General features: G+C 46.6%; 21 protein-coding genes, 1 other RNA gene and 1 pseudogene. 19 read left to right on the forward strand and 4 right to left on the reverse strand.

Features of this window, described 5'->3' with window-relative positions:
* Window positions 1-19: 19 nt before the first annotated feature.
* Together ICV36_RS03465 and ICV36_RS03470 are read right to left on the reverse strand one after the other, a co-directional pair.
* Window positions 20-337 carry a hypothetical protein gene (locus tag ICV36_RS03465; protein ID WP_215401145.1) on the reverse strand — a complete coding sequence of 106 codons (318 nt, stop codon included), beginning with the start codon at window positions 335-337 and terminating at the stop codon, window positions 20-22.
* A 22-nt stretch (window positions 338-359) separates the two neighbouring features.
* Entirely contained in the window at window positions 360-674 is a 315-nt protein-coding gene (locus ICV36_RS03470) for a hypothetical protein (protein ID WP_215401147.1), read from the reverse strand.
* Window positions 675-831: 157 nt separating this feature from the next.
* Here ICV36_RS03470 and ICV36_RS03475 point away from each other — a divergent pair, with 157 nt between their 5' ends.
* Entirely contained in the window at window positions 832-2175 is a 1344-nt protein-coding gene (locus ICV36_RS03475) for a VWA domain-containing protein (protein ID WP_215401149.1), read from the forward strand.
* Between the two features lie 318 nt (window positions 2176-2493).
* Window positions 2494-3603 (forward strand): linear amide C-N hydrolase, encoded by a 1110-nt coding sequence (locus ICV36_RS03480; RefSeq protein WP_215401151.1) that lies wholly within the window; start codon window positions 2494-2496, stop codon window positions 3601-3603.
* Between the two features lie 69 nt (window positions 3604-3672).
* On the opposite strand, the gene ffs is transcribed toward ICV36_RS03480, so the two are convergent.
* Window positions 3673-3771: signal recognition particle sRNA small type (ffs, locus tag ICV36_RS03485), an RNA gene on the reverse strand.
* A 32-nt stretch (window positions 3772-3803) separates the two neighbouring features.
* Here ffs and dnaX point away from each other — a divergent pair.
* The 13 genes and pseudogenes from dnaX (at window position 3804) to rlmD (ending at window position 18952) form a co-directional block, all read left to right on the forward strand.
* The gene (gene dnaX / locus ICV36_RS03490; RefSeq protein ID WP_215401152.1) at window positions 3804-5462 is read left to right on the forward strand and encodes a DNA polymerase III subunit gamma/tau; all 1659 of its coding nucleotides are present in this window, start codon (window positions 3804-3806) and stop codon (window positions 5460-5462) included.
* Window positions 5463-5515: 53 nt separating this feature from the next.
* Entirely contained in the window at window positions 5516-5839 is a 324-nt protein-coding gene (locus tag ICV36_RS03495) for a YbaB/EbfC family nucleoid-associated protein (protein ID WP_072582156.1), read from the forward strand.
* Between the two features lie 4 nt (window positions 5840-5843).
* Window positions 5844-6458: a recombination mediator RecR gene (recR, locus tag ICV36_RS03500; RefSeq protein WP_215401155.1), complete on the forward strand. Its 615-nt coding sequence runs from the start codon at window positions 5844-5846 to the stop codon at window positions 6456-6458.
* Window positions 6459-6677 carry a ParD-like family protein gene (locus tag ICV36_RS03505; RefSeq protein WP_215401157.1) on the forward strand — a complete coding sequence of 73 codons (219 nt, stop codon included), beginning with the start codon at window positions 6459-6461 and terminating at the stop codon, window positions 6675-6677. It abuts the gene before it with no gap.
* 240 nt (window positions 6678-6917) lie between these two features.
* Entirely contained in the window at window positions 6918-8333 is a 1416-nt protein-coding gene (locus ICV36_RS03510) for a carbohydrate porin (protein WP_215401159.1), read from the forward strand.
* Between the two features lie 193 nt (window positions 8334-8526).
* Window positions 8527-10053 carry a TolC family protein gene (locus tag ICV36_RS03515; RefSeq protein WP_251375070.1) on the forward strand — a complete coding sequence of 509 codons (1527 nt, stop codon included), beginning with the start codon at window positions 8527-8529 and terminating at the stop codon, window positions 10051-10053.
* Window positions 10054-10062: 9 nt separating this feature from the next.
* Window positions 10063-11334 carry an efflux RND transporter periplasmic adaptor subunit gene (locus ICV36_RS03520; RefSeq protein WP_215401160.1) on the forward strand — a complete coding sequence of 424 codons (1272 nt, stop codon included), beginning with the start codon at window positions 10063-10065 and terminating at the stop codon, window positions 11332-11334.
* Window positions 11335-14415: an efflux RND transporter permease subunit gene (locus ICV36_RS03525; protein ID WP_215401161.1), complete on the forward strand. Its 3081-nt coding sequence runs from the start codon at window positions 11335-11337 to the stop codon at window positions 14413-14415.
* A 33-nt stretch (window positions 14416-14448) separates the two neighbouring features.
* Entirely contained in the window at window positions 14449-15243 is a 795-nt protein-coding gene (gene surE / locus ICV36_RS03530; RefSeq protein ID WP_215401162.1) for a 5'/3'-nucleotidase SurE, read from the forward strand.
* Between the two features lie 29 nt (window positions 15244-15272).
* Window positions 15273-15896 (forward strand): annotated as a pseudogene (locus ICV36_RS03535) (protein-L-isoaspartate(D-aspartate) O-methyltransferase); the annotation flags it as partial.
* Window positions 15893-16684, forward strand: coding sequence for a peptidoglycan DD-metalloendopeptidase family protein (locus ICV36_RS03540; protein WP_215401164.1), 792 nt, complete (start codon window positions 15893-15895; stop codon window positions 16682-16684). The pseudogene ICV36_RS03535 and the gene ICV36_RS03540, both read left to right, overlap by 4 nt.
* A gap of 17 nt (window positions 16685-16701) precedes the next feature.
* Window positions 16702-17523 carry a 3'-5' exonuclease gene (locus ICV36_RS03545; RefSeq protein ID WP_215401165.1) on the forward strand — a complete coding sequence of 274 codons (822 nt, stop codon included), beginning with the start codon at window positions 16702-16704 and terminating at the stop codon, window positions 17521-17523.
* Window positions 17516-18952 (forward strand): 23S rRNA (uracil(1939)-C(5))-methyltransferase RlmD, encoded by a 1437-nt coding sequence (gene rlmD, locus ICV36_RS03550; protein ID WP_215401169.1) that lies wholly within the window; start codon window positions 17516-17518, stop codon window positions 18950-18952. Before ICV36_RS03545 ends, rlmD begins: the two co-directional genes overlap by 8 nt.
* Window positions 18953-19309: 357 nt before the next feature.
* Here the strand turns inward: rlmD and ICV36_RS03555 are convergent, their stop codons facing one another.
* Complete coding sequence (locus ICV36_RS03555) at window positions 19310-20011, reverse strand: Bax inhibitor-1 family protein (protein ID WP_215401171.1); 702 nt, start codon at window positions 20009-20011, stop codon at window positions 19310-19312.
* Window positions 20012-20269: 258 nt separating this feature from the next.
* On the opposite strand from ICV36_RS03555, the gene ndk reads away from it, so the two are divergent.
* Genes ndk through hisS form a run of 4 tightly spaced genes read left to right on the forward strand, consistent with a single transcriptional unit; the run spans window position 20270 to window position 24624 of the window.
* Window positions 20270-20695, forward strand: a complete 426-nt coding sequence (gene ndk, locus ICV36_RS03560) for a nucleoside-diphosphate kinase (RefSeq protein ID WP_215401173.1) — start codon at window positions 20270-20272, stop codon at window positions 20693-20695.
* Window positions 20696-20725: 30 nt separating this feature from the next.
* Window positions 20726-21934, forward strand: a complete 1209-nt coding sequence (rlmN, locus tag ICV36_RS03565; RefSeq protein ID WP_215401175.1) for a 23S rRNA (adenine(2503)-C(2))-methyltransferase RlmN — start codon at window positions 20726-20728, stop codon at window positions 21932-21934.
* Between the two features lie 22 nt (window positions 21935-21956).
* A complete protein-coding gene (gene ispG / locus ICV36_RS03570; protein ID WP_215401176.1) occupies window positions 21957-23234 on the forward strand; it encodes a flavodoxin-dependent (E)-4-hydroxy-3-methylbut-2-enyl-diphosphate synthase in 1278 nt (425 codons plus the stop codon).
* Between the two features lie 49 nt (window positions 23235-23283).
* Window positions 23284-24624, forward strand: a complete 1341-nt coding sequence (gene hisS, locus ICV36_RS03575) for a histidine--tRNA ligase (RefSeq protein ID WP_215401178.1) — start codon at window positions 23284-23286, stop codon at window positions 24622-24624.
* Window positions 24625-24641 lie beyond the last annotated feature (17 nt).

A 24641-nucleotide genomic window follows, 5' to 3' on the forward strand; every position in this document is an offset into this window, starting at 1 on the left:
AAGGAAAAAATTTCGGCAATCATTGTCTTTTGCTAGGCGAGTACCCAATCCGATTGCCGTTGTTATCAAAAACATTGGTTACACCTGTTGGCGACTGGGTCTCATAGCCAATGCGATTGCCATTATTGTCATAAACACCATTTGTGGAATTCCAGTTACTAGGACTGTTATTCCAATTATTTGGACTGTTTTGCCAATTGTTAGATGAGTTATTCCAATTGTTCGGTGAGTTGTTCCAGTTATCTGGGCTGTTATTCCAGTTCGTCGTTTGCGCAAGACAGAGTCCAGAAATGAGTATTGCTGTAGCAGCAACAACTCGATAAAAAAGTATTCTCATGAAATTCTCCTGAAAGTAAAAATTACCAACCTCTTACACTCGGGGCGACGGGCGCTTGGCGTGGAGTGTTAATCGAAGTATTGGGGGTTGCATATACCGGTGTGGTTGAGGTGCCTTGGTAAGCGCCACTAGGACTATAAAAATTAGTCTGTCCGTTATCCGTCTGAAATGACTGAACATTCTGACCAGTGGCGTTATAGACATTCGTTACGCCACTCGGTGAAGTTTGGCTATAGCCAAGATAGTTCCCGTTAGGACCGTAAATAGCTTGAGCAGATGCTCCACGTACCAAAAGAACAGCCTGAGCAAGCAAAAAGAGGGTAATGAGGTATTTCATGGGTGACTCCTGAAAGAGTGAACAAAATCACAATAAATTCAGAATAAAAACCCAAGAGCTCACCTAATGAGCCTCCCAACCCCTAATCTGATCCTGTTGCTTTCATAACCGCCTGTATTTGCCCCTGCTGCAAATTTAGGCAAATACAGGAGAAATCATGATTAACGGAAAACCATTAGAAGTAGTTCTAGACACACGCAAAGCCGTCATGGCAAGCAATTCAGGCGAGAGCTTGGATGTATTGCTACGCCTGCGTGCACCAGTGCAGGAGATTGATGTGGCTGCCCGTGCCCAATTAGCTGTATCACTAGTGATTGATCGCTCGGGCTCGATGAGTGGCGGCAAGCTTGATGAAGCTAAACGTTGTGCTCTAGATTTGTTATCTCGCTTAAAAGATGGGGATTGGGTCTCAGTAGTGGCTTATGACGATCGAATTGAGGTCTTGCTAGAAACCATGTCTGTGCGTATGGCCAAAGCTTTACTACCATTACGTTTAGATGAGTTGCAACCCAGAAACATGACCAATCTTCATGGCGGTTGGCTCAAAGGTGCTGAGACTCTGGCGCCAAGAGCAGGGCGCGGTATGGTGAGTCGTGTGATTCTATTGTCTGATGGACAAGCCAATCGTGGACTAACCTCCATTGAGGGAATCTGTGAGCAAGTGCGCGAACTTGCCAGTGCTGGTGTCACGACCTCCACAGTAGGTATTGGTTTTGACTTCAATGAAGAGCTCATGACAGCCATCGCAAAAGCAGGTCAAGGTAATTGTTGGTATGGCCAACGCGCAGAAGATCTTGCTGAATCCTTTGATGCAGAGTTGGGGTTCTTGACCAATCTCGTTTGGCAAGATGTGCGCGTCAAGCTGGAGACACCCTTATTGCCTCGCATGGGTCAGATCAAAATGCGTAATGACTATGTACAAAATACTGCCCAGCAGTATTGTCTGCCAGCAATCGCTCAAGGCTCTGAAGTCTGGATGGCAATTTCCTTATCTATGTCAGAAGTGATTCACCTACAAGACAATGGCTCAGTTCTACGCTGCACCATCCTAGCAAAAGATAAAGATGGCATGGAGCACGAGTTCTCAGTATGCCTCCCGCAGTTGCCGGTAGTCTCATTGGCTGACTACCAACTCGCCCAAGAAAATGAGCTGGTTGCAAGGCGCTTTAATGAGGTTGAGGCAGCCGATATTCAGCGTGAAGCACGTTTGTTTGTGAGAGATCGTAACTGGGTAGCAGTAGAGCGCTTAATGAGAAAGCTAGAAGAGCGTGCACGTGAGAACCCATGGCTTGCTGAAACAGTGCGCTATCTACAAACTCTATTAGAGCGACGCGACCATGAAGCTATGGAAAAAGAGCTGATGTATTCCTCTGACAAGCTGAAGAACCGTGTTGCAGATTTAGATGACACAGTGATGTTCTGCATGATGGAAGAATCTGTTAAACCAGCATTCATGCGCAAGAAGGTTTCTCAAGGACGCAATACGGATTCACAAAAGTAATATTGATGGGTGTGGCGTAGGAAGGCGTTATGCTTTCCTACAGCCATTTCATCCCCAATCACTACCTATTGTTCTCTAAAACCTCTACGCTGAATCCATCCATATAGAGGAGGGATTCGGATTGCAAGTATCTGTTGAATGCACCCATAAGACATTACGTCTCTTTAAGATCCAGTTGGACGCCAGAACCGTCCTAGTTTTGCTGATTATTTGGATGATTTGGGGGATTTTCAGGATTCTGAAGATCTTTTAATAAATCGAAATAGCTTGCCTTGTCATTCAGTTAGAATTTCCTGATAGTTTATATAAGGAGATTCCATGAAATACCCATTGGCCAAGCAAGCTCTTGCCGCTTCATTATCTGCCGTATTGGCATTTACACCATTAATTAGTAATGCATGTACCAGTTTCTTGCTGAAGGGTAATGACAATGGTTATGTCTATGGTCGCACCATGGAGTTTGGTTTGCCCCTAAAGTCTCAACTCACTTTAATTCCCAAAAACACCCCAATGCTGGGTGTTGGTGTGGATAGCAAACCGGGAACAGGTCTCAATTGGACTGCCAAATACACCGCAGCCGGAATGAATGGTTTGGGCTTGCCCGTGCTTGTTGATGGTATGAATGAAAAAGGTTTGGTTGGGGGTTTACTGAATGCACCTAACACTGCAGTCTTTCAGGCGGTTCCACCAAGCGACTCTGCGAAGAGTATTGCCTCGGTTCAGATTCTGACTTATGCCCTGACAAATTTTGCAACGGTCGATGAAGTCAAAGCTGGCTTCCAAAATATTTTGGTAAATCGCTCCATTATTCCGGCTTTTCGAAATCAGTCAGCACCAGTGCGTATGACTTTGCATGATGCCGCAGGTAAAAGCATTGTGATTGAGTATCTCAAGGGCGAGCTAGTGATTACCGATAACCCAACAGGTGTTATGACAAATGACCCTGCGTTTAGAGAGCAGTTAAATAACATTGGTAACTATGCAAACCTGACTAATGTTGAGCGCAATTCTTTAGTCATTAATGGTGCCAACTATGCGCCACCAAGCTCTGGCAGTGGCTTGCATGGTCTGCCTGGAGACTACTTGAGTCCTAGTCGTTTTATTCGTGCGATCTTTTTATCAAAATCTGTGCCAACCAATTACTCTACTGTTCAGCAAACGAATAGTGCCTGGCACATTCTCGGTAGCTTTGATATTCCACCGGGCGCGATTAGCTTGCCAGCAACGAATGCATATGGCGGCGGTGCAGGTGGTATTGAGATCACAGAATGGACAGTGGTTGCAGACAATAAAAACCTGATGTACTACGTCAAGATGTTTGAAACCACCAACGTACAGGCATTTGACTTTAAAAAGGTTGATCCCAACATTAAGGGTGTTCAGTTCTACAACTTGGATAAGCCGCAGACCTACACTCCTATCAATTAAGTCTGCTAATAAGTCTGCTATTAAGCCTGCTTAATCTGGTGTTCTAGTAGCGGAAACAGGCCGGGGAGGGTGGATGAGCCAAACCCCCGGCACTGGCAGAAATTGGGTTTGGCTGCTTCGTTCCCGACCTGACCAGGTTATCCAACCCACCATGCGGGGAGGCCCATCCAATTCCATTTTAGCTTGTTAGAATGTAAGACATGACAGCATTGGCATTGGCCCGTTCGTGGCGCCCCAAAACCTTCTCTGAATTAGTTGGTCAAGACCATGTGGTTAAGGCCTTAACCCATGCTTTGGATCAGGGTCGCCTGCACCATGCATGGCTCTTTACAGGCACCCGTGGGGTAGGTAAGACTACGATTGCCCGCATTATGGCCAAAGCCCTCAATTGCACAGGATCCGATGGTTCCGGCAAGATGACTTCAGAGCCCTGCGGAAAATGCCCAGCTTGTATGGAAATCGATGCAGGTCGCTTTGTGGACTATATCGAGATGGATGCTGCTAGTAATCGTGGTGTTGACGATATTGCCGCTCTATTAGAAAAAGCAGCGTACGCACCAAGTAGTGGTCGTTACAAGGTTTACATGATTGACGAGGTGCATATGCTCACCAATCACGCCTTTAATGCCATGCTCAAAACATTAGAAGAGCCGCCTGAGCACGTCAAATTTATTTTGGCTACTACTGATCCACAAAAGATCCCAGTTACTATTTTGTCTCGTTGCTTGCAGTTCAATCTCAAGCAAATGCCAGTACCACTCATCGTTGAGCACTTAGAGAAAGTACTTGCCTCCGAAAAAGTCGAATACGAAGTCAATGCCCTGCGTGTACTTGCCAAAGCAGCTCAAGGCTCCATGCGGGATGCCTTATCTCTCACTGATCAAGCCATTGCTTACGCTGCTGGCAAGGTCACTGAAGAGTCTGTGCGTGGCATGCTCGGCACCCTAGATGATGCTTATCTCATTCGTATTCTGGACTGCTTAATTGCTAAAGATGGCAAGAGTCTGCTCGCAGTCGCCAATGAAATGGGTGAGCGCAGCATGTCTTTCTCATTAGCACTACAAGACCTCTCAAGCTTGTTGCAAAAGATAGCAGCAGCGCAAGTTGTTCCTGAGTCTGTATTGGATGATTGGCCAGAGGCAGGTGAGATTCGTCGCTTGGCTAGCCAACTGACAAAAGAAGAGGCGCAACTCTTCTATCAAATTACGATTACTAGTCGCCCAGATTTATCACTAGCTCCAGACGAGCAAACTGGTTTTGCTATGACGCTGTTGCGTATGTTGGCATTTCGTCCAGGAAGCAATAATGGCGGAGGAGGTAGCTCTTCTCCATCACCTTCAGCTCCACCAGTAAATACCGCACGTCCAGCAGCAACATCAACAACGCCCGCAGCTAAAGCCGCCGCACCCGCTGCAAGAGTAGCTGCTCCAGCACCAGCGGCACCGACTGCCCAAGCTGCCGTAGCGAGCTCAGCTGATCGCCCAGATTGGCATGCCTTGATGCGTCAATTGCCAGTCAAAGGATTGGTTCAGCAGTTAGCTTTTCAGACTGAATTGCAAGATTGGAATGATTCAGCGGCAGGGGTGCGCGCAACGATTGTGACGCCGATGCCGCAGTTAGCATCTGAGGCTTCAGTTGGTCGTTTGGCGGACGCATTAACAGCCCACTTTGGCAAGCCCGTAAAGATCGTGATTGAAAAAGGTGAAGTCGAGGGTAAGACCGTTGCTAAGGTAGATGCCCAGATTCATCAAGAAAAAAGAATGAATGCGGAACAAATGATTGCTGCTGATCCATTTATTCAGCAACTCGAAAAAGAGTTTGGCGCCAAAGTGGTTGGTGGCTCAGTTAAACCTCTTTGATGTGACTCATTTAGTTAAATATCAATATTCAAAAGCCCTAAGGAAATAAAGCGATGATGAAAGGTGGACTTGCTGGCCTCATGAAACAGGCTCAGCAGATGCAAGAGAAGATGAAAACAGCGCAAGCTGAACTGGCTGCGTTGGAAGTGACTGGTCAAGCAGCTGGTGGCTTAGTGAAGGTAACTATCTCTGGCAAATACGAGCTTAAGCGTGTGCAGATTGATCCAGGCGCAATGGATGATCGCGAGATGTTGGAAGATCTCATCGTGACTGCCTATACAGAGGCATTTAAGCAAGTAGAAGCTGCTAGTGCGCAGATGATGTCTGGTGCTACTGCTGGCATGCCAATGCCTCCTGGTTTCAAGTTGCCGTTCTGATTACATGGCACATATAGAAGCGCCTCAAGATGCACTCGGTCGTTTGATCGAGGCATTGCGTGTGCTACCAGGAGTAGGTCCTAAGTCTGCTCAGCGCATGGCCTTCTATCTCTTGCAGCATGACCGCAATGGTGCAGCAGTACTTGCTCAGTCATTAGGCGAAGCAGTTGAAACAGTAGGACACTGCGCGCGTTGCAATACATTTTCAGAAACCCAGATTTGCAGCACTTGTTCTGATGGTCGTCGTGACCCTTCATTACTTTGTATTGTGGAAACGCCTGCTGATCAAGTGATGGTCGAGCAGACTCTTAGCTTCAAAGGCAATTACTTCGTATTGATGGGTCGACTCTCACCGCTGGATGGCATGGGCCCCAATGAAATTGGTTTTGATCGCCTCCTCAATCGTATTGAGACTCCCGATACCGGAGTTCCTATTCGTGAAGTAGTCTTGGCCACCAACTTCACCAGCGAGGGCGAAGCAACTGCTCATTACATCGGCGAAGTACTCAAAGCTAAAGGTATCAAGGTCACCCGTATTGCACGAGGCATTCCGGTGGGTGGCGAGCTCGAATATGTGGATGCTGGAACCTTGGCTCGCGCCTTAATGGATCGCCGTTAGATGTTCATTCAAATTGAATTATCAGAGTCATTAGTGGCGGACGCTAAATCTGAGTCGAAAATTACAAAAAGAACTCTTTCGAAACAAATTGAGCATTGGGCTCGTTTAGGCAAATCTATTGAAGAAAATCCTGAATTGCCAGTTCCTCTAATTCAAGATATTTTGGAGGGCCAAGCGGAAATGGCCCTCAATAGGCTAACAAAATTTCGTTTTGGATAGTTCTGCCTCCTTCATCAGAATCGCCTGGTAAGTTGTTTCTGGGGTACAGGCCTTGCTTAATCTGAAGGCGATCCACCCAATCTGTCATCTTGTTGCCATAAAGACTAGGTAAATTGCCTCTTTTTGGGGATAATTCGGTCTGCACCACCCTTGGGCTTCAATCTCAAGCTGTGTTTGCCTAGTTTTCTCCATCGGCATGTTGTCTTTGCATTGCACTGGCACCCCAAATAGAAATTGTGAATGACCCGCAAGATTTATCTACTCCTCCTGTTGAGCATTATTTGCACATTCTTCGGAGCAACTGCATTTGCGCAGAAGGCGGGATCAGGCTCGGACCAAATTGCGAGTTTTGCAGAAGCGATTCAAGGTTTACCAACGGAAGGTGAGCTCTTTGGTTTGCCTGTAAACGTGCACGGTCAAACAACCTACATTAATCAGCGCTACAACAACTTTACTTCTAGCTATTCTGGCCCAAATAGTATGTCCTCATTGAAGTCAATGAGCTACACCTGGTCAGGAACTTTATTCTTCGGTGCGCGCTTAGCTCCGAACACGGATATTTATTTCAACCCCGAAGTAATTTCTGGTGTGCCATTTTCTGGATTAACAGGTCTTGGTGGATTTACTAACGGTGAAGCAACCAAGGCAAATGGTGCACAGGCTAAGTTCTATTCTGCACGTGCTTTTTTACGTCAAACATTTAATCAAGAGGGCGATAAAGTTGTTCTCGAGAATGAGGCCAATCAAATTACACAAACGGTAAGTAGTACTCGTGTGGTGGTTACTGCTGGACAGTTTTCTACATTAGATATTTTTGACGATAGTCGTTACGCCAAAGACCCCCGTGTGCAGTTCATGAACTGGGGCAATATGACCTATTTGGCCTATGACTATGCTGCCGATGCCCGCGGCTACAGCACTGGCTTGGCAGGCGAGTGGTACCTCAGTAATTGGGTAATGCGGGCTTCCCGCATGCTCGCACCAAAGAACCCAAATGGCCGCGATCTCAATTGGCAAATCTTCAATGCTTATGGCGATCAAATTGAAGTAGAGCGTCAACACAATATTGCTGACTTGCCTGGAAAGGTTTCGGTGCTCGCTTATCGTAATCGTATGATCTTGGCACGCTTTCAGGACGCAACTAATTATGTTGTAGCCAATAATGCCCAAGGTACGCAAGCAATTAACAACGTGCGCAACAACTATCAATACAAGACCGGTATTGGTATTAATGGTGAACAAGCATTAACTAAAGACCTAGGTATCTATGGTCGCGCCTTTACATCCGATGGCCATACTGAAACGATGTCTTTCACTGAAGCGGATAATTCTTTATCGGTTGGCTTGGGTATGAACGGCACAAGTTGGAGTCGTCCTAAAGATTCAATTGGTATCTCGATGATGCAAAACGGCTTATCGAGCTATCGTCGAAATTATTTACAGGCGGGTGGGGTGTCTTACTTTATCGGCGACTATGCAGGACCAAGCCAGACGATTTCTTATCGTCCAGAGCGCATCGGTGAGGTGTATTACAACGCTACCGTGATTAAAAATGTCTTGGCTGGATTGAACTTTCAGCACATCAATAATCCGGCTTATAACGCCGCGCGTGGACCTGTAAATATCCTATCTTTTAGGATTCATGCCGAGTTTTAAGACTTTACTGGGCTCAGAGGCAATACGAACATAATTATTATCTTTATATTCAACGACTTAGGGATTTTTAATTATTCGACTTTTAGGTTTTGTCCCCTATAATCCTTTAAACCCCCTGAAATGGGTGTGGATGGCTACTAAATCCACTTCTGGGGCTATAAAAACAGCATTTCTGATTTAGAGGCAGTCGCTTTTGTTGATTCTGGGCAAACATAAAACTGGCGTAGTTCGATCGCTCAACAGCGTGACACCATTTGCAATGGTTGCTTTTGTTGTTTGCGCCCCCATCTCTTCTGCCTTAGTGTTTGCTCAGTCTGCCGCTAATAACGCACCACCCGCTAGCGTGACTGTGCAAACGAGCGACACTTCATTGGCAGCCCCTCCATCGATTGGAGCGCAGCTTAGCGAGCAAGATAAGTCCAGTAAGGCAACCGAACTATTTGCGCCAGTAACTAAAGCGAATACACCTAAGATTTATACCAAGCCTGTTTCTTCTGGTCCTAGCGAGATGGATTTGCGCCAACTCTGGAATGAGTTGAAAATTAATAATCCGCAGCTATCTTCATTGCGTGAATCGTATTTATCTGCCAAAGCTTCTGTGCCGCAAATTGCAGCGCCAACTAATCCACAAGTGGGATTGGTGTGGTCTGGCATGCCTGTAGGATCACCTTTAGCGCTCGGTCTTGCGGGAAGTAATCCGAACGTTAGCAATAACAATGCTATTTCGATTGCGCAACCCTTTCAGTTTCCAGGAAAGAAGAGTTTGGCGGCGGATATCGCTGATACCAATGCAGAGGCTTTGCTAGCGAGCTCTGAATCTACCTATCTTCAGTTGGGCGCTCAGCTATCAACCTTGTACTACAACGCCTTGGCTGCGCAAAAGCAATTGCAGGTTCTCAAAGAGTCCGTGATTCGCTTGGAAATGATTAAGAATGTGGCAAAGGCGCGTTATGCCAATAATGCTGCAGCCTACGTTGAGTACCTCAATGCCCAAGTGGCGCAGAGCGCGGCGCAGGCAGATCAATTCAATGTAGAGCGCCAACTCAATGTAGCCTTAAATAACATCAATACATTGGTGGGCCGTCACTCTCGTGAAAAACTGGTCTTACGTGGTGATGTTCGTCGTGCAATCAATGGCGTACCAACCTTAATTGAATTAGAAGATTATGCAGAGACTAGTCACCCATCTTTGAAGAGCTCAGCATTACAGTTGGATGCGGCGCGCAAAGGTGTGGATCTGGCAAAAAAAGCTTATTTGCCAGACTTTCAGCTGATTGGCTCTTCCTACACACCGCGTGGACCATTTGCTTCGAACAATGGTGCACTGTTTTATCAATTTGAATTGGATCTGATTATTCCGCTTTATTTCTTCACTAAAGAAAAGTATGGAGTAGAGCAGGCGCAACGCAATCAAGCCGCTGCCGAAGCGGGTAACATCTCAAATCGTCAGCAAATCGTGCTGGCGGTCAATACGGCATACGCTGTTTATGAGCAAGCCAAAAATCAAACTCAGTTTTTGAGGGAGCGCCAAGTGCCACAGGCCGACGCTGCTTACAAGGTTGGCTTAACCCAATACTCAAATAATGGCCAAGGTTTTAATGATTTGTTGACTGCGCAAACGCAATTGCGTAACTTGGAGATTGCTTTGGCGCAAGCTGAGAGTAATCTTTTGCAGGCACAAGCGGTATTAATGGTTTCAGCGGGTAAAGAACCCTTCTAAGGAGCAGTTTTGAAAGACAAAATTCTTTCGTTTCTAAAGCACTTAACTGAAAAGGCAAAGCCAATTCTGCATAAGGGCGCGCATCATGGAGCGCACCATGCAAAGACAACTGCTGCTGGCTTGATAGGTTTGTATTGGAATCTATCACCACAGAATCGTCATCGTGTTCGCCTCGCCGCTTTTGCATTCGCCATTCTTTCATTAGGTATTGTGGTCGGTCGTGTAACCAACGTAAATCGCACTGTAAAAATTGAAGCCTCTGATAAGGCACTTAAAGTAGAAAAAACAGGGATACTCGAATTAAAGCTGCCTGGTGTTCAGCTTAACCCTGAGATCTACGTATTTCAGTCAGCTGAAAAAGTACAAGTGCCAGTCAATATCAAGGTGCCTGGTCGTTTGGCATTTAATGCTGAAAAATCTAAAGTCCTATCAGCTCGTGCGCCAGGAAGAGTAGAGCGTATTTATGCGTTTGATGGTGCTCATGTAGAAATTGGTTCTCCCATCGTCGAGTTGTATAGCCCAGAGTTTTTATCTGCTCAGCAAGAGTATCTGCTGTCCTCTAAGACAGCCAAAGTGCTTGAAACAAGTAAATCAATGAGTGACTTGTTGGGTGATGCCCGCATTACTCAGCAAGCCGCTGCCAACCGCATGAGAAATCTTGGTGCTGGCGAAGGCGATATTAAGAGTATTGAAAGTACAGGTAAGACCACCAGTAATTTGGTGATGCGCTCACCCCTTAAAGGTGTCGTGGTAAAGCGTAATGTTGAGCCTGGATCTGCAGTTAGTGCAGGAGATGTGATTACTACTTTGGCAGACCCAAAACAACTTTGGTTCTTGGGTAATGTATTTGAGCAAGATTTTCGGATGATTAAACAAGGCCAGAAGATGGTCTTAAGTCTTGAGGCATACCCAGATAAAGAGTTTGTTGCTTACGCTAATTACATTGCGCCAACGATTGACCCACAAACTCGCGCTCTGTTGATACGTGCGGATGTGGAGAATACCGATGATCTCTTGCGTCCCGATATGTATGCCTCGGCATTATTAACGACTGGCACGGCTGATGCTGTGGTTGTTCCGCAGTCAGCGATTGTTCGTGTTCGTGAGAATCGTTACGCCATTATTAAGGTTGGTCCGGAGGTTTACAGACGAGTTCCGGTGAAGGGTTACGACCTAAACAGTAAGAGCTTTGCAATTACTGAGGGTGTAGAACAGGGTTGGCAAATTTTGGCTCAGGGCGCTGTTTTGTTAAACGATCGCTTTGCCAAGCAGGAGGACTAAGTGAGCGTTTTCACCTCCTTTATTCGAGGGGTCATCGAGAAGCGCGTATTGGTTATATTTGCTTCGATCGTGTTGCTCGGACTTGGCATGCTCAGTTTGAGCAAGCTACCGATTCAGCCATACCCAGGTGTTGCACCATTAACTATTCAGGCTATTTCTCAATGGCCAGGTAGAAGTACCACTGAAGTTGAGCAGCAGGTCACTATCCCGGTGGAGAATGCTTTAGCTGGCATTCCTGGATTGCACGCATTTCGCTCCGTATCGCTATTTGGCTTATCAGTTGTAACACTCAAATTTAATGACACTGCCGATCCATTTAAGGCGCGTCAAGTTTTCATTAGCAACCTGTCGAATGTGAGTTTCCCCCCTGGCGTTACATCCAGCATTAGTCCTGACTCTGATGCTACCGGTGAGATCATGCGTTATGAAGTCCGTTCAGACTATGCAAGCTCAACATTACTCAAGACTTTGCAGAACTATGAGATCTATAAAGAACTGAAGCAAACTCCTGGTGTAGCCGATGTTTCATCTTTTGGCGGAAAGGTTCGCCAATATCAAGTGATTGTGAGCCCAGAAAGCTTGCAAGCAAAAGGTGTTTCAGTTAATCAACTCATTACTGCCTTAACGAATGCCAATAGCAATACTGGCGGCGGTTTATTACCTAGTGGTGAACAGCAATTTGTTGTGCGGGGCGTTGGCCTACTCAAAAATATCGACGATATTAAGCAGGTAGTGATCACCATTAATAATGGCGTGCCTATTCACATTGGTGATGTTGCGCGTGTGGAGATTGGTAATGCTCCGCGTTTAGGCATGTTCCAGTTTAATGACAATCCTGATTCTGTAGAGGGAATTGTGTACCTTCGTCGGGGTGAGAATGCCACTGAAGTATTGGCTCGTGTACGAAGCACAGTAGAAAATATTAATAAACATATTTTGCCGCCAGGTATCGAAGTCAAGCCTTTCTACGATCGCCAGGTGCTTTTAGATATCACTATTGGCACTGTTAAACATACTCTATTCTTTGGTATCTCGCTGGTATTGGCAGTGCTGTTTTTCTTCTTAGGCAATATCCGTGCAGCTGCAGTCGTCGCTGCAGTCATTCCTTTGGCCTTATGCGTCTCATTCATACAGATGCATTTATGGAGCGTGCCGGCCAATTTGATTTCTTTGGGTGCAATCGACTTTGGGGTCATCGTGGACTCTGCCGTGATTTTGACGGAGAACGTCATGCGTCACCTAGAGGAGGGTGGCAAGCGCTTAAATCAAAGCATCATTATGGCAACGAGCGAAGTACAGCGTGCCATGATTTATTCGACTGGCATCATCATCGTGGCTTATTCCCCATTGTTCTTTATGGGCGGTGTTGAGGGCATCATCTTTAAGCCCATGGCCTTCACGATGGGCTTTGCTTTGATTGCTGCCATGGTATTAAGTCTGACCTTCTTGCCGGCAATGATCTCTTTGGTGTTTGGTGAAAACTTACACCATACGCCACCGTCTTTTATCACTCGGATTTTGAATGGCTACAAGCCTTTACTCAGAAGATGGATGGATCGTCCATTAACAGTCTTCTCAGTTGCAGTCTTTGTACTGGGTCTCACCTTGTTGAGTATGACCCGTTTGGGAACTGCTTTCTTGCCAACCCTTGAAGAAAATAATATTTGGTTGCGGGTAACCCTCCCGAATACGGTTGACTTGGATTATTCGGTAAAGATAGCGGATCAGTTGCGTGCTACTTTTATGGCGCAACCAGAGATCGATAAGGTTGCCGCACAAATTGGTCGCCCTGATGATGGTACGGATTCAACGGGTGTGTTTAACCAAGAATATGGTCTTTACTTAAAGAGCCCAGAAAATATGCCCAGTGGCTCATCTAAAAAGGACTTAATTGCGCATTTAGAAGCTGAGCTCAATAAGATTCCGGGCATTACTTATAGCTTCTCCCAATACATTCAAGATAACGTCAATGAAGCTTTGTCAGGGGTTAAGGGCGAGAACTCCGTAAAGATATACGGTACCGATTTGGATGTGTTGGATCAAAAAGCTCACGAGGTTATAGAGCAGCTTAAACAGGTTCGCGGTGTAGCTGATGAGGGTATTCTGAAAGAGCTTGGTCAGCCAACCCTGAATATTCAAATCGATCGCGATAAAGCAGCTCGTTACGGCATCAATGTGAATGATATTCAGACAGTAGTAGCCAATGCGATTGGTGGCGCTGCTGTAACCAGCTTGCTCGAGGATGAGAAAACCTTCGGCATTGCTGTGCGCCTCAACGAGGGAAGTCGCAACGATGTTGCAGACATTGGACATTTATTGGTTGAGGCGCCCGATGGCACCAAGGTTCCACTCTCAATGGTTGCCACTGTGCGTTTAACCGATGGCCCATTCTTTATTTATCGTGAAGCAGGCAAGCGATATATTGCGATTAAATTTAGCGTCCGCAATCGTGACTTGGGTAGTGCGGTAGAGGATGCGCAGTTCTTGGTAGAAAAGAACATCACTTTGCCACCAAACTATTCGATTAGCTGGGATGGGCAATTCAACCAAATGAAACAGGCGCAAAAGAAATTGATGTTGATTGTGCCATTAGCACTGTTAGGTATTTTCCTGTTGTTAGTGAGTGCATTCGGCAATTTCCGCGATGCCTTTATTGTGATGATTAATGTGCCATTTGCTGCTATTGGCGGTGTGATTGCATTGCATTTAGCGGGTGAGACCCTGAGTATCTCGGCATTCTTTGGTTTCCTCTCGCTCTTTGGCATTGCGATTCAGGATGGCGTGATTCTGATTTCATTCATCAATAAGACGGCTGCGACAGAGCACGGTCAGATGAAAGATGTGATGGTTGAGGGTGCCTCGTTACGGGTGCGCCCAGTATTAATGACTGCTGCACTTTCAGGCTTGGGCCTCTTACCAGCTGCGCTTTCACACTCGATTGGATCTGAGGCGCAACGTCCGCTTGCCTTGGTGATCGTAGGTGGCATGGTGACAACCACAGTATTGACCCTCTTAGTATTGCCAGTTATCTATGGTTGGTTCAGAGGTCGTGCATTAACTACGCCTATGAGCAATATTTAAGAAGTCATCAAGAGAATCAGAAAGCCTATTCCTATGAGCAATCGTCAACCGCACATCTTGGTCTCTAATGATGATAGCTACTTAGCGCCTGGCTTATTAGCCTTGGTTAATGCCGTTCGTCCATTGGGACGTATCACTGTGATAGCTCCAGAGCAAAACCATAGTGGGGCATCAAACTCTTTAACGCTCTCGAGACCGCTCTCGATTCATCGAGTAGCTGGTGGTGAACGTGATGGATTCTTTTTCATCAATGGCACTCCTACGGATTGCGTGCACGTTGCCATGACTGGTTTCTTAGATGAGAAGCCCGATCTCGTGATCTCCGGCATCAACCAAGGTGAGAATATGGGCGAAGATACGCTTTATTCAGGCACGGTCGCTGCTGCTATTGAGGGGGTCATGTTTGGAGTCCCCGGCATTGCCTTTTCACAAATTGATCGCGGCTGGAATCGTATTGAAGATGCTGCTAAGGCAGCGCACGATGTAGTTGCACAAATGCTGGTCTCCGCTTTAAGTAAAAATCACACTGATGGCGTAGCAACACTACTTAATGTCAATATTCCCAATCGCCCTTATGCAGACCTGTATCGCTGGCGTGTAACCCACTTGGGTAATCGTCATCATTCACAGCCAGTAGTAGTGCAAGATAGCCCTCGTGGTGAAAAAATTTATTGGATCGGTGCGGCAGGTGATGTCAAAGAGGGCTCGGAGGGAACGGATTTTCATGCGATTGCCGAAGGCTGTGTTTCGATTACACCAATGCAATTGGATTTAACGCACCACGCGCGTTTAGCGGCGATGCGTGCTAATGGCTGGGATCGCGGTTGAAGGCTCCCACTGAACGCTTTGCCGCATACCGGCAAGCCTTAGCGGCCAAAGTGCATGCTGGTGGCGTTAAGCACGGAAAAACATTAGAAGCTATTGCTACCGTTCCACGCCATGCATTTATGGATGCGGGTTTGCATGCGCAAGCCTACGAAGATACGGCATTACCGATTGGGCACGAGCAAACTATTTCCAAGCCTTCAGTAGTAGCACGCATGATTGAGTTGTTACACAAGCCTAAACACAAGCTTGGTAAAGTTTTAGAAATCGGGACTGGTTGTGGATACCAAGCAGCAGTTTTAAGTTTGTTAGCCGACGAGGTTTACTCCATTGAACGAATTCGTCCTTTACATGACATGGCCAGATCTAAGTTGCGTCCATTTCGGATTAATAACCTGCGCCTAATTTACGGTGATGGTATTTTGGGTTTACCTCAAGCGGCACCATTTGACGGAATTATTTTGGCGGCAGCAGGTCTGGGCATCCCAGATGCCCTGTTAGACCAGTTATCGATCGGTGGACGCCTCGTTGCGCCAGTTGCCAAAAATGACAAAGAGCAGCAGCTCGTTATGGTTGAGAGGATGAGCTCCCAACGCTACCAAAGAACCGTGCTGGACGAGGTCTTTTTTGTGCCCTTACAATCAGGGGTAGTATGAAATCTATTTCAAATTCCATGATGAATTCATCCAAAAGCCTTTTGATTGCAATCCTGTCTGCATCTTTGGTGCTGATTACTGGCTGCTCTACAACGCCCCGCGCAAAACCGGCAAATGTGGTCGACCGCAGTGGTGGTTCAAGTGAACCAGCTCCTCCTGGTTACTATCGTGTGAAAAAAGGTGATACCTTGGCGCGGATTGCGTTAGACCATGGTCAGGCTCCACGCGATGTCGCTCAGTGGAATAAAGCAATTAATCCCAGCTTCAACCCAAATGTGATTGAAGTGGGTGATTTGATTTTGGTTAAAGCGCCTAGTGGCTCTAAATCTACTGCCGTCGTTGTTGATAAAAAACCTGCGGTAGATAAGTCTGTTGCCTCAACTCCAGCAGCGACTACAGAGCCAGCAAAATCAGAAGTGGTTGCTGAGCCAGGTATTCGTTTGTCATGGCCCGTTAAAGGCAAGGTTACTGGTGAGTTCAGTGAGACCAATAAAGGGATTGATATTGCCGGTAAAGTGGGCGAGCCTGTGCTCGCAGCATCAGACGGTAAGGTGGTTTACGCAGGCAACAGTTTGCGTGGCTACGGTAATCTAGTGATTATTAAACATGACAATACTTATCTGACAGCATATGCCCACAACAGCAAACTCTTGGTGAAAGAGGGTGATACTGTTCGTAAAGGTCAAAAGATTGCCGAGATGGGCGATACCGATGCTACATCTGCAAAGCTGCATTTTGAGTTACGCGTGAACGGTAAACCAGTCAATCCAATACCGTATTTGCAGTGATATTGCAGTAAAACCGCATGGCCACCGTACTTGTATTTGATATCGAAACCATCCCAGATGTAGCGGGCTTGCGTCGTCTGGAGGATTTTCCAGATTCGATGAGCGATTCTGAGGTAGCTAGCAAGGCTATGGCAGATCGGTCTGCTAAAACAGGCAGTGAATTCCTTCCCTTATTCCTACAAAAGATTGTTGCCATCTCTTGCGTCATTCGTAGAACCACAAAAGAGGGTTTGCCACAAATCAAAGTCGGCACTTTGGGTACGCCGCAAGATGATGAGAAGGTCCTCATACAGACCTTCTTTGATCTAGTTGAAAAATACACGCCTCAATTGGTTTCTTGGAATGGCAGTGGTTTTGATCTGCCAGTGCTGCACTATCGCGCCTTAGCGAATCATGTACAAGCCCCACGCTATTGGGAGATGGGCGAGAGTCAAGATTCTGATAGCCGAGAGTTTAAGTGGAATAACTACATTAGTCGTTATCACATGCGTCATCTCGATATGATGGATTTATTGGCTAAATTTAATAGTCGTGCAAACGCACCTTTAGACGGTTTGGCTAAGCTGTGCGGTTTTCCGGGCAAGATGGGCATGGACGGTAGCCAAGTATGGCCTGCTTATCAAGATGGCAAGATCAATGACATCCGCCGTTACTGCGAGACTGATGTCGTTAATACTTATCTCATGTATTGTCGCTTTCAGTTGTTGCGTGGTGGCTTTTCTCTTGAGGAGTATCAGGAAGAGATTGAGTTTGTAAAAGCCTATTTAGAAAAAGAAGCCAAAGAGCCTAACGGTGGTCAGTGGCAAGAATACCTCCAAGGTTTTTCAGCGGATGCGTAGAGGAGATAAGCCAGTCAATATTGAAGTGGCTGAGCCGATTAGAGTGGAGGCGCTAGATCTTGATGCACAAGGAATCGCCCGCCTAGCGCCAAGTGAAGAAGAGGTAACGCAAGACCAAGGCGGCAAAGTCATATTTATCAAGGGTGCATTACCAACAGAGTTGGTCAGATACACCATCACTAGCGATAAGGCGCGCTTTAGTAAAGCCAAGGTCCGTGAAATTCTTAAGCCCGCAGTATTCAGAACTGAGCCTAAATGCAAAGCTTTTGGCGTATGCGGCGGCTGCACTATGCAGCATTTAGAAATTCGTGCACAAGTGGCAATGAAGCAGCGAGTGCTTGAAGATGATTTGCAACATATTGCTAAAGTAAAGCCCGATGAAATTCTCCGCCCCATGGGAGGACCCACTTGGGAATATCGTCATCGCGCACGCTTAAGCGCTGTAAATCGGTCTATTAAAAAGGGCACAGTGCTCATTGGTTTTCATGAAGGTAAAAGCGGTTATGTAGCAGATATGCTGGCCTGTGAGATCTTGCCCAAGCATGTGTCGGATTTATTGCCAAAGATGCGCAAGCTCGTCATGGGTTTATCGATTGTTGATCGCATGCCGCAGATTGAAATTGCTGTTGGCGAACCAGAAGATCCTCATTCTGACGACCCTCAGAAAAATAAACCAGTTACCGCCTTGGTATTTCGCAATCTCAAGCCGCTAACAACACAAGACGAACAACTCCTGCGAGCTTTTGCTGATCAGCATCAAGTCTGGATCTGGCTGCAACCCAAGGGTATTGAGACCGTAGCGCCGTTTTACCCGCAGACCGGCAAGCTTTGCTATCGTCTGCCCGAGTTTGAAATTGAGATGCCATTTAAACCTGCGGATTTCACGCAAGTCAATCACATGATGAATCGTGCATTGGTGAGTAGGGCGATTCGGATGCTAGAGGTAAAGCCAACAGATCGCGTGCTGGATTTGTTCTGCGGCATTGGTAATTTCACATTACCACTTGCACGAAAAGCAAAACAAGTTTTAGGTATTGAGGGGCTTGAGAGTTTGACGGCCCGAGCTAAGGCCAATGCAGTACATAACGGTTTAGTCGACAAAGCGAGTTTCATGCGAAGCGATTTGTTTGAAGTCACAACCGAAACAATAGCTTCATGGGGCAAAGCAGAGCGTTGGTTGATGGACCCACCACGTGAAGGTGCGATGGAAATTTGTAAAGCGCTTGCAGAATTGCACTCACAAGGAAGTGACTTGCTCCCGCAACGCATTGTGTATGTCTCTTGCAATCCCAAAACCTTAGCAAGAGATGTCGATATCTTGTGCCATGAAGCAGGTTATCGACTCAGTAGTGCGGGGATTATTAATATGTTTCCCCATACCTCCCACGTTGAATCTATCGCCGTATTTGACCGCCCGAAGAGTCTCTAAACCTCTGATTTAGAAGCGGTTTCACCTAAAACAGTTCATAATTGCCCCATTTTTGTGCAATAGACCTTAGGGCCTGTCTTATAGAAGAGTAGATTGAACTTGTGCAGTGAAGCATTGCTGCCCAATTCGCAATTTTACTTTTGGGAGTGCGTCATGAAAGCCTCAGATAGTTTTGCCCTCTTACTCATTTTGATGGCACTGTCTTATGCTGTGAGTATGTTTGTAGCTGCTTAATTATTTGCAATACAGAGCTACAAATCATTCACAGGAAGCTTGTTAGTAGTAAATAAAAAGGCGCCCGCAGGCGCCTTAGTGAAGATCACACTTTGCAGTGTGACTAAGTTGGATTGATATCGCTTAGTCTCTATTGCCACCAACAATACCCAAGAGGGCAAGTAAGTTGGTGAAGACGTTGTACACATCCAAGTAGATAGCCAAAGTAGCCATGATGTAGTTGGTTTCGCCGCCGTTGATGACGCGTTGTACGTCAACCAAAATAAAGGCAGAGAAGATTGCAATAGCCAATACCATCACAGTCAACATCAAAGCAGGCAACTGCAACCAGATGTTTGCCAGGGAGGCAACAATCAAGAGCAGTACGCCAACCATCAAGAATTTACCTAGGCCAGAGAAGTCGCTCTTGCTGACAGTTGCGATGGTTGCCATCGTGGCGAAGATTGCTGCAGTACCACCAAAGGACAGCATAATGAGTGTTGCACCATTGCTATAGCTATTGAGGGTGAAGCCAACCAAGCGGGACATCATGATGCCCATGAAGAAGGTAAAGCCCAGGAGTAGAAGAACGCCTACGCCAGTATCTTTATTCTTTTCGATTGCCCAGAAGAAACCAAATGCAACAGCCATAAACACCATGAAGCCAATAAAAGGGCTGCCGGAGAAGAGGTCTAGGCCCATGGCAACGCCAAGCCAGGCGCCGATAACAGTTGGCACCATGGACAGCGCAAGCAGCGCATAGGTATTACGGAGTACGCGGTTGCGTACTTGTACGGTACTGATTGAGCCTGTTTGGCCAAAGCCGTAAGAGTTCAGATCACTCATATTGACTCCTTCTTTGTATAGTGATTACAAGAGCCCATGAAGGGCTGTTGAGGATAAGTATAGACAAAACACCCTAATTTCAAGCCCCTTGCCAAAAGACCTACAAATTAAAGGCTTATGCCCTGTAAATTCAAGGGCTTAGCCCTACAGACATAGGGGTAAATACGGTCAGGCAATGTATAATTCGGGGGTCGCTGGAGTGGGGTGGCAAGTAACCCCATCTGGCAAATACCTTTGAAATCACTATTGGAGTCTTGAATGGCAATTGAACGCACCCTATCTATTATCAAACCTGATGCTGTCGCTAAAAACGTCATCGGCAAAATCTATGACCGTTTCGAATCAGCTGGTTTGAAGATTGTTGCTTCCAGAATGGCACATTTGTCACAAAATGAAGCAGAGCAGTTCTACGGCGTTCATAAAGATCGTCCTTTCTTTAAAGACTTGGTGAGCTTCATGATTTCTGGTCCAGTCATGATTCAAGTTTTGCAAGGCGAAGGCGCTATTGCTAAGAACCGCAACTTGATGGGTGCTACTGATCCTAAGAAAGCAGAAAAAGGCACAATCCGTGCTGACTTTGCTGACAGCATCGATGCAAACGCTGTTCATGGTTCTGATGCTCCTGAAACTGCTGCTGTGGAAGTTGCATTCTTCTTCCCTGGCATGAATGTTTTCAATCGTTAATCAACACCTATCTTTTTATAAGTAGGCGCATTGACCTCCCCGCGCGTAAATCTCTTAGATTTTGACGCTGACCAAATGGCAGCGTATGTCGCGGGGTTGAATGAAAAGCCCTTTAGGGCAAAGCAGCTCATGCAGTGGATACATCAACGAGGTGTGTCGGACATTAATGACATGAGTGATTTAGCAAAAAGCTTTAGAGCGACTTTGCTAGATAAAGCCGAAGTACTTTCTCTCCCCGTTATCAAAGATGAACATGCCCTAGACGGCACCCGCAAGTGGTTGCTGGACGTGGGTGCAGGTAATGCGGTGGAATCTGTGTTTATTCCCGAAGATGATCGAGGCACTTTGTGTATCTCTTCTCAGGCGGGCTGTGCAGTCAATTGCCGTTTTTGCTCTACTGGGCATCAAGGCTTTTCACGCAACCTCACTTCTGGCGAGATCATCGGGCAACTTTGGTTTGCTGAGCACCTTTTGCGCAATGATCCAGACGCAATTCGTCGCATTGAAAAATTTCCTACGCCCGGCTGGGAACACGCGGGCCGAGTCATTTCGAATGTGGTGATGATGGGCATGGGCGAACCCTTACTCAATTACGATAATGTTGTGTCTGCGTTGCGCTTAATGCTCGATGACAGAGCTTATGGTTTGTCACGTCGTCGTGTGACTGTTTCTACATCCGGTGTAGTGCCGATGATTGATCGCTTGGCACAAGATTGTCCAGTGGCGTTAGCTGTTTCCTTGCACGCACCGAATGACGCATTACGTGATCAGCTGGTGCCGCTAAATCAAAAATATCCTTTGCGTGAATTGCTAGACGCTTGTGAGCGTTACTTGCCATTTGCGCCAAGAGACTTTTTAACCTTTGAATACTGCATGCTCGATGGCGTGAATGATTCTGATATTCAAGCGAAAGAATTGGTGCGCTTACTTAAAAATATCAAGTGCAAGATTAATCTCATTCCGTTCAATCCATTCCCAGAATCTGGTTTAAAACGCTCCTCAGCTCAGCGTGTAAATGCCTTTGCGAGCATCTTGTTGGATGCCAGTATGGTCGCAACAGTCCGTAAGACTCGCGGTGATGACATTGCCGCAGCCTGCGGACAGTTGGCGGGGGATGTAGTGGATCGCACCCGTGTACGTGAACGTGCTGTGCATAGCGCTGAGATTGACATCGAAGAAATTAAATCTGAAGACTACCCCATTGAGCGTCCGATTGAGTGGCTCAAAAAGTTAAATTAAAGATGAGATTCTGATTAATCCCATGAGTTCAGCTAATTCTTTGTCACCATTGCCCAATTTACCCTTAGGTCCTTCGCCAAAGCGGGCAACACGTCAAGCAACAGTTGCCTGGAAAAATAACATCATCACGGTTGGTGGCGATGCGCCTGTGCGCGTGCAGTCGATGACCAATACCGATACTGCGGATGCAGTGGGTACAGCGATTCAAGTAAAAGAATTGGCTCGTGCCGGTTCCGAGATGGTGCGTATTACCGTCAATACGCCAGAGGCTGCAGCAGCAGTTCCATACATTCGTGAGCAGTTAGATAAGATGGATGTATTGGTGCCATTGATTGGTGACTTTCATTACAACGGCCACACCTTATTAAATGATTACCCAGAGTGCGCTAAGGCACTCTCTAAGTACCGCATTAATCCAGGCAATGTGGGTAAGGGCGCAAAGCGTGACCCGCAATTTGCACAAATGATTGAGGCAGCCTGCAAATACGATAAGCCCATTCGGATTGGGGTGAACTGGGGAAGCCTAGACCAGGAACTTTTGGCTTCCATTATGGATAGCAATGCTGCTTTAGCAGTTCCAAAGACTGCGCAAGAGGTCATGATTGAAGCTTTGATTCAGTCAGCATTGCAATCTGCAGAAAAGGCTGTCGAATTGGGCATGAACCCCAATCAAATTTTGCTCTCTTGCAAAGTCAGCAATGTTCAAGATTTAGTTGCGGTGTATCGTGATCTCTCCCGTCGTTCTGACTATCCATTGCATTTGGGATTAACTGAAGCAGGCATGGGTAGTAAAGGGATTGTCTCTTCAACAGCAGCAATGGCCATCTTGTTGCAAGAGGGTATCGGCGACACGATTCGTGTTTCATTAACTCCTGATCCAGGTGCGCCTCGTGAAAACGAAGTGATTGTTGCTCAAGAAATTTTGCAAACTATGGGCTTACGTAACTTCACGCCTATGGTGATCGCATGCCCTGGTTGCGGCAGAACGACTAGTACGACATTCCAAGAGCTCGCTGCCAATATCCAGTCTTATTTGCGTCAACAGATGCCGGTTTGGAAGAAAACCCATCCGGGCGTAGAGAATATGAATGTAGCTGTAATGGGATGTATCGTGAACGGCCCAGGTGAGTCCAAGCATGCCAATATTGGTATTTCCTTGCCAGGAACCGGCGAAACCCCAGCGGCGCCAGTATTTGTGGATGGAGTTAAAGTAAAAACGCTGCGTGGTGAGAAAATTGCCGAAGAGTTTCAGGTAATTGTTGATGAGTACGTCAAACAGAACTATGCATCTCAAATTTAAGTAAACATCTGCAAAAAATAAAGCACAACAAAGTACAACAATAATAAAAATGACCGACCAAAGTAAAGATCCGAAAGCGCAAGCTAAAGCACAAAAGACGCAAAAAATTAATGGCGTGCGCGGCATGAATGATCTGCTGCCAGCAGATGCTGCGCAGTGGGCACATCTTGAGCATGTTTTGCGCGATCTTACTCGTTCTTATGGTTATGAGTTTTTGAGAACTCCAATTGTTGAGGCAACAGCCGTATTTCAACGTGGCATTGGTGAGGTTACCGACATTGTTGAAAAAGAAATGTATTCTTTTGAAGATCGCTTGAATGGCGAGCAACTCACTTTGCGTCCTGAAGGTACAGCGGCGTTAGTGCGCTCTGTCATTGAAAATAATTTGCTTTATGAGGGGCCCAAGCGTCTTTGGTATACCGGCCCCATGTTCCGACATGAGCGCCCACAACGTGGTCGCTATCGTCAGTTCCACCAGTTTGGCATTGAGGCCCTGGGGTTTGCTGGTCCTGATATCGATGCCGAAATCATTCTGATGGGTCAACGCCTCTGGGATGAACTCGGCTTGAAGGGTGTGCGCCTAGAAATCAATTCTTTAGGCCAGGCGCCAGAGCGCGCTGAGCATCGCGCAGCCTTGGTAACTTACTTTGAGAAGAATCAATCTCAACTAGATGAAGATTCACAGCGTCGCTTGTTGACCAATCCATTGCGTATCTTAGATTCTAAGAATCCGGAGATGCAGGCCTTGATTGAAGGGGCACCCAAATTATTGGATTTCTTGGGTGAAGAATCACTCAAGCATTTCAATGCAGTACAAGAATTACTCAAGGCCAATAATATCCCTTGCAAAATCAATCCGCGCTTAGTGCGTGGCCTGGATTACTACAACCTCACAGTGTTTGAGTGGGTAACCGATGAACTTGGTGCGCAAGGCACGATTGCTGGTGGCGGACGTTATGACCCATTGATCGAACGCATGGGTGGTAAAGCTGCACCAGCTTGTGGATGGGCAATGGGGATGGAGCGTGTCCTTGAGCTCATGAAAGTTTCTGGTTCCTTGCCCGAAGCGCAAGCTCAATGCGACATTTTTGTATTGCATCAAGGCGGTGAGACATTGACCGCTGCCATGATTATTGCTGAGCGCCTCCGCAGTGCAGGTATCGACACTATTCTTTTCTGTCCTCCAGATGGTCAATCGGCCAGCTTTAAGTCTCAAATGAAGAAAGCTGACAGTAGTGGGGCTGCCTTTGCGGTCATTATTGGTCCGGATGAATTGGCCAGAAATGAGGCGCAACTCAAGGACTTACGTGGCACAGGCGAGCAAAAGTCAGTTCCCCTGGAAGATGTCTTGGGTGCCGCAATTGATGCGCTAGTAGGCGCCTCCGAATAGAATAAGTCTGATATCTA

Origin of the sequence: Polynucleobacter sp. MWH-UH35A (assembly GCF_018687075.1) — a bacterium.
GTDB lineage: Bacteria > Pseudomonadota > Gammaproteobacteria > Burkholderiales > Burkholderiaceae > Polynucleobacter.

Bases quoted from the DNA above. Each gene is read 5' to 3' on its own strand.
- ICV36_RS03465 (WP_215401145.1), bottom strand. From the start codon at position 337: ATGAGAATACTTTTTTATCGAGTTGTTGCTGCTACAGCAATACTCATT.
- ICV36_RS03470 (WP_215401147.1), bottom strand. From the start codon at position 674: ATGAAATACCTCATTACCCTCTTTTTGCTTGCTCAGGCTGTTCTTTTG.
- ICV36_RS03475 (WP_215401149.1), top strand. From the start codon at position 832: ATGATTAACGGAAAACCATTAGAAGTAGTTCTAGACACACGCAAAGCC.
- ICV36_RS03480 (WP_215401151.1), top strand. From the start codon at position 2,494: ATGAAATACCCATTGGCCAAGCAAGCTCTTGCCGCTTCATTATCTGCC.
- dnaX (WP_215401152.1), top strand. From the start codon at position 3,804: ATGACAGCATTGGCATTGGCCCGTTCGTGGCGCCCCAAAACCTTCTCT.
- ICV36_RS03495 (WP_072582156.1), top strand. From the start codon at position 5,516: ATGATGAAAGGTGGACTTGCTGGCCTCATGAAACAGGCTCAGCAGATG.
- recR (WP_215401155.1), top strand. From the start codon at position 5,844: ATGGCACATATAGAAGCGCCTCAAGATGCACTCGGTCGTTTGATCGAG.
- ICV36_RS03505 (WP_215401157.1), top strand. From the start codon at position 6,459: ATGTTCATTCAAATTGAATTATCAGAGTCATTAGTGGCGGACGCTAAA.
- ICV36_RS03510 (WP_215401159.1), top strand. From the start codon at position 6,918: ATGACCCGCAAGATTTATCTACTCCTCCTGTTGAGCATTATTTGCACA.
- surE (WP_215401162.1), top strand. From the start codon at position 14,449: ATGAGCAATCGTCAACCGCACATCTTGGTCTCTAATGATGATAGCTAC.
- ICV36_RS03540 (WP_215401164.1), top strand. From the start codon at position 15,893: ATGAAATCTATTTCAAATTCCATGATGAATTCATCCAAAAGCCTTTTG.
- ICV36_RS03545 (WP_215401165.1), top strand. From the start codon at position 16,702: ATGGCCACCGTACTTGTATTTGATATCGAAACCATCCCAGATGTAGCG.
- rlmD (WP_215401169.1), top strand. From the start codon at position 17,516: ATGCGTAGAGGAGATAAGCCAGTCAATATTGAAGTGGCTGAGCCGATT.
- ICV36_RS03555 (WP_215401171.1), bottom strand. From the start codon at position 20,011: ATGAGTGATCTGAACTCTTACGGCTTTGGCCAAACAGGCTCAATCAGT.
- ndk (WP_215401173.1), top strand. From the start codon at position 20,270: ATGGCAATTGAACGCACCCTATCTATTATCAAACCTGATGCTGTCGCT.
- ispG (WP_215401176.1), top strand. From the start codon at position 21,957: ATGAGTTCAGCTAATTCTTTGTCACCATTGCCCAATTTACCCTTAGGT.
- hisS (WP_215401178.1), top strand. From the start codon at position 23,284: ATGACCGACCAAAGTAAAGATCCGAAAGCGCAAGCTAAAGCACAAAAG.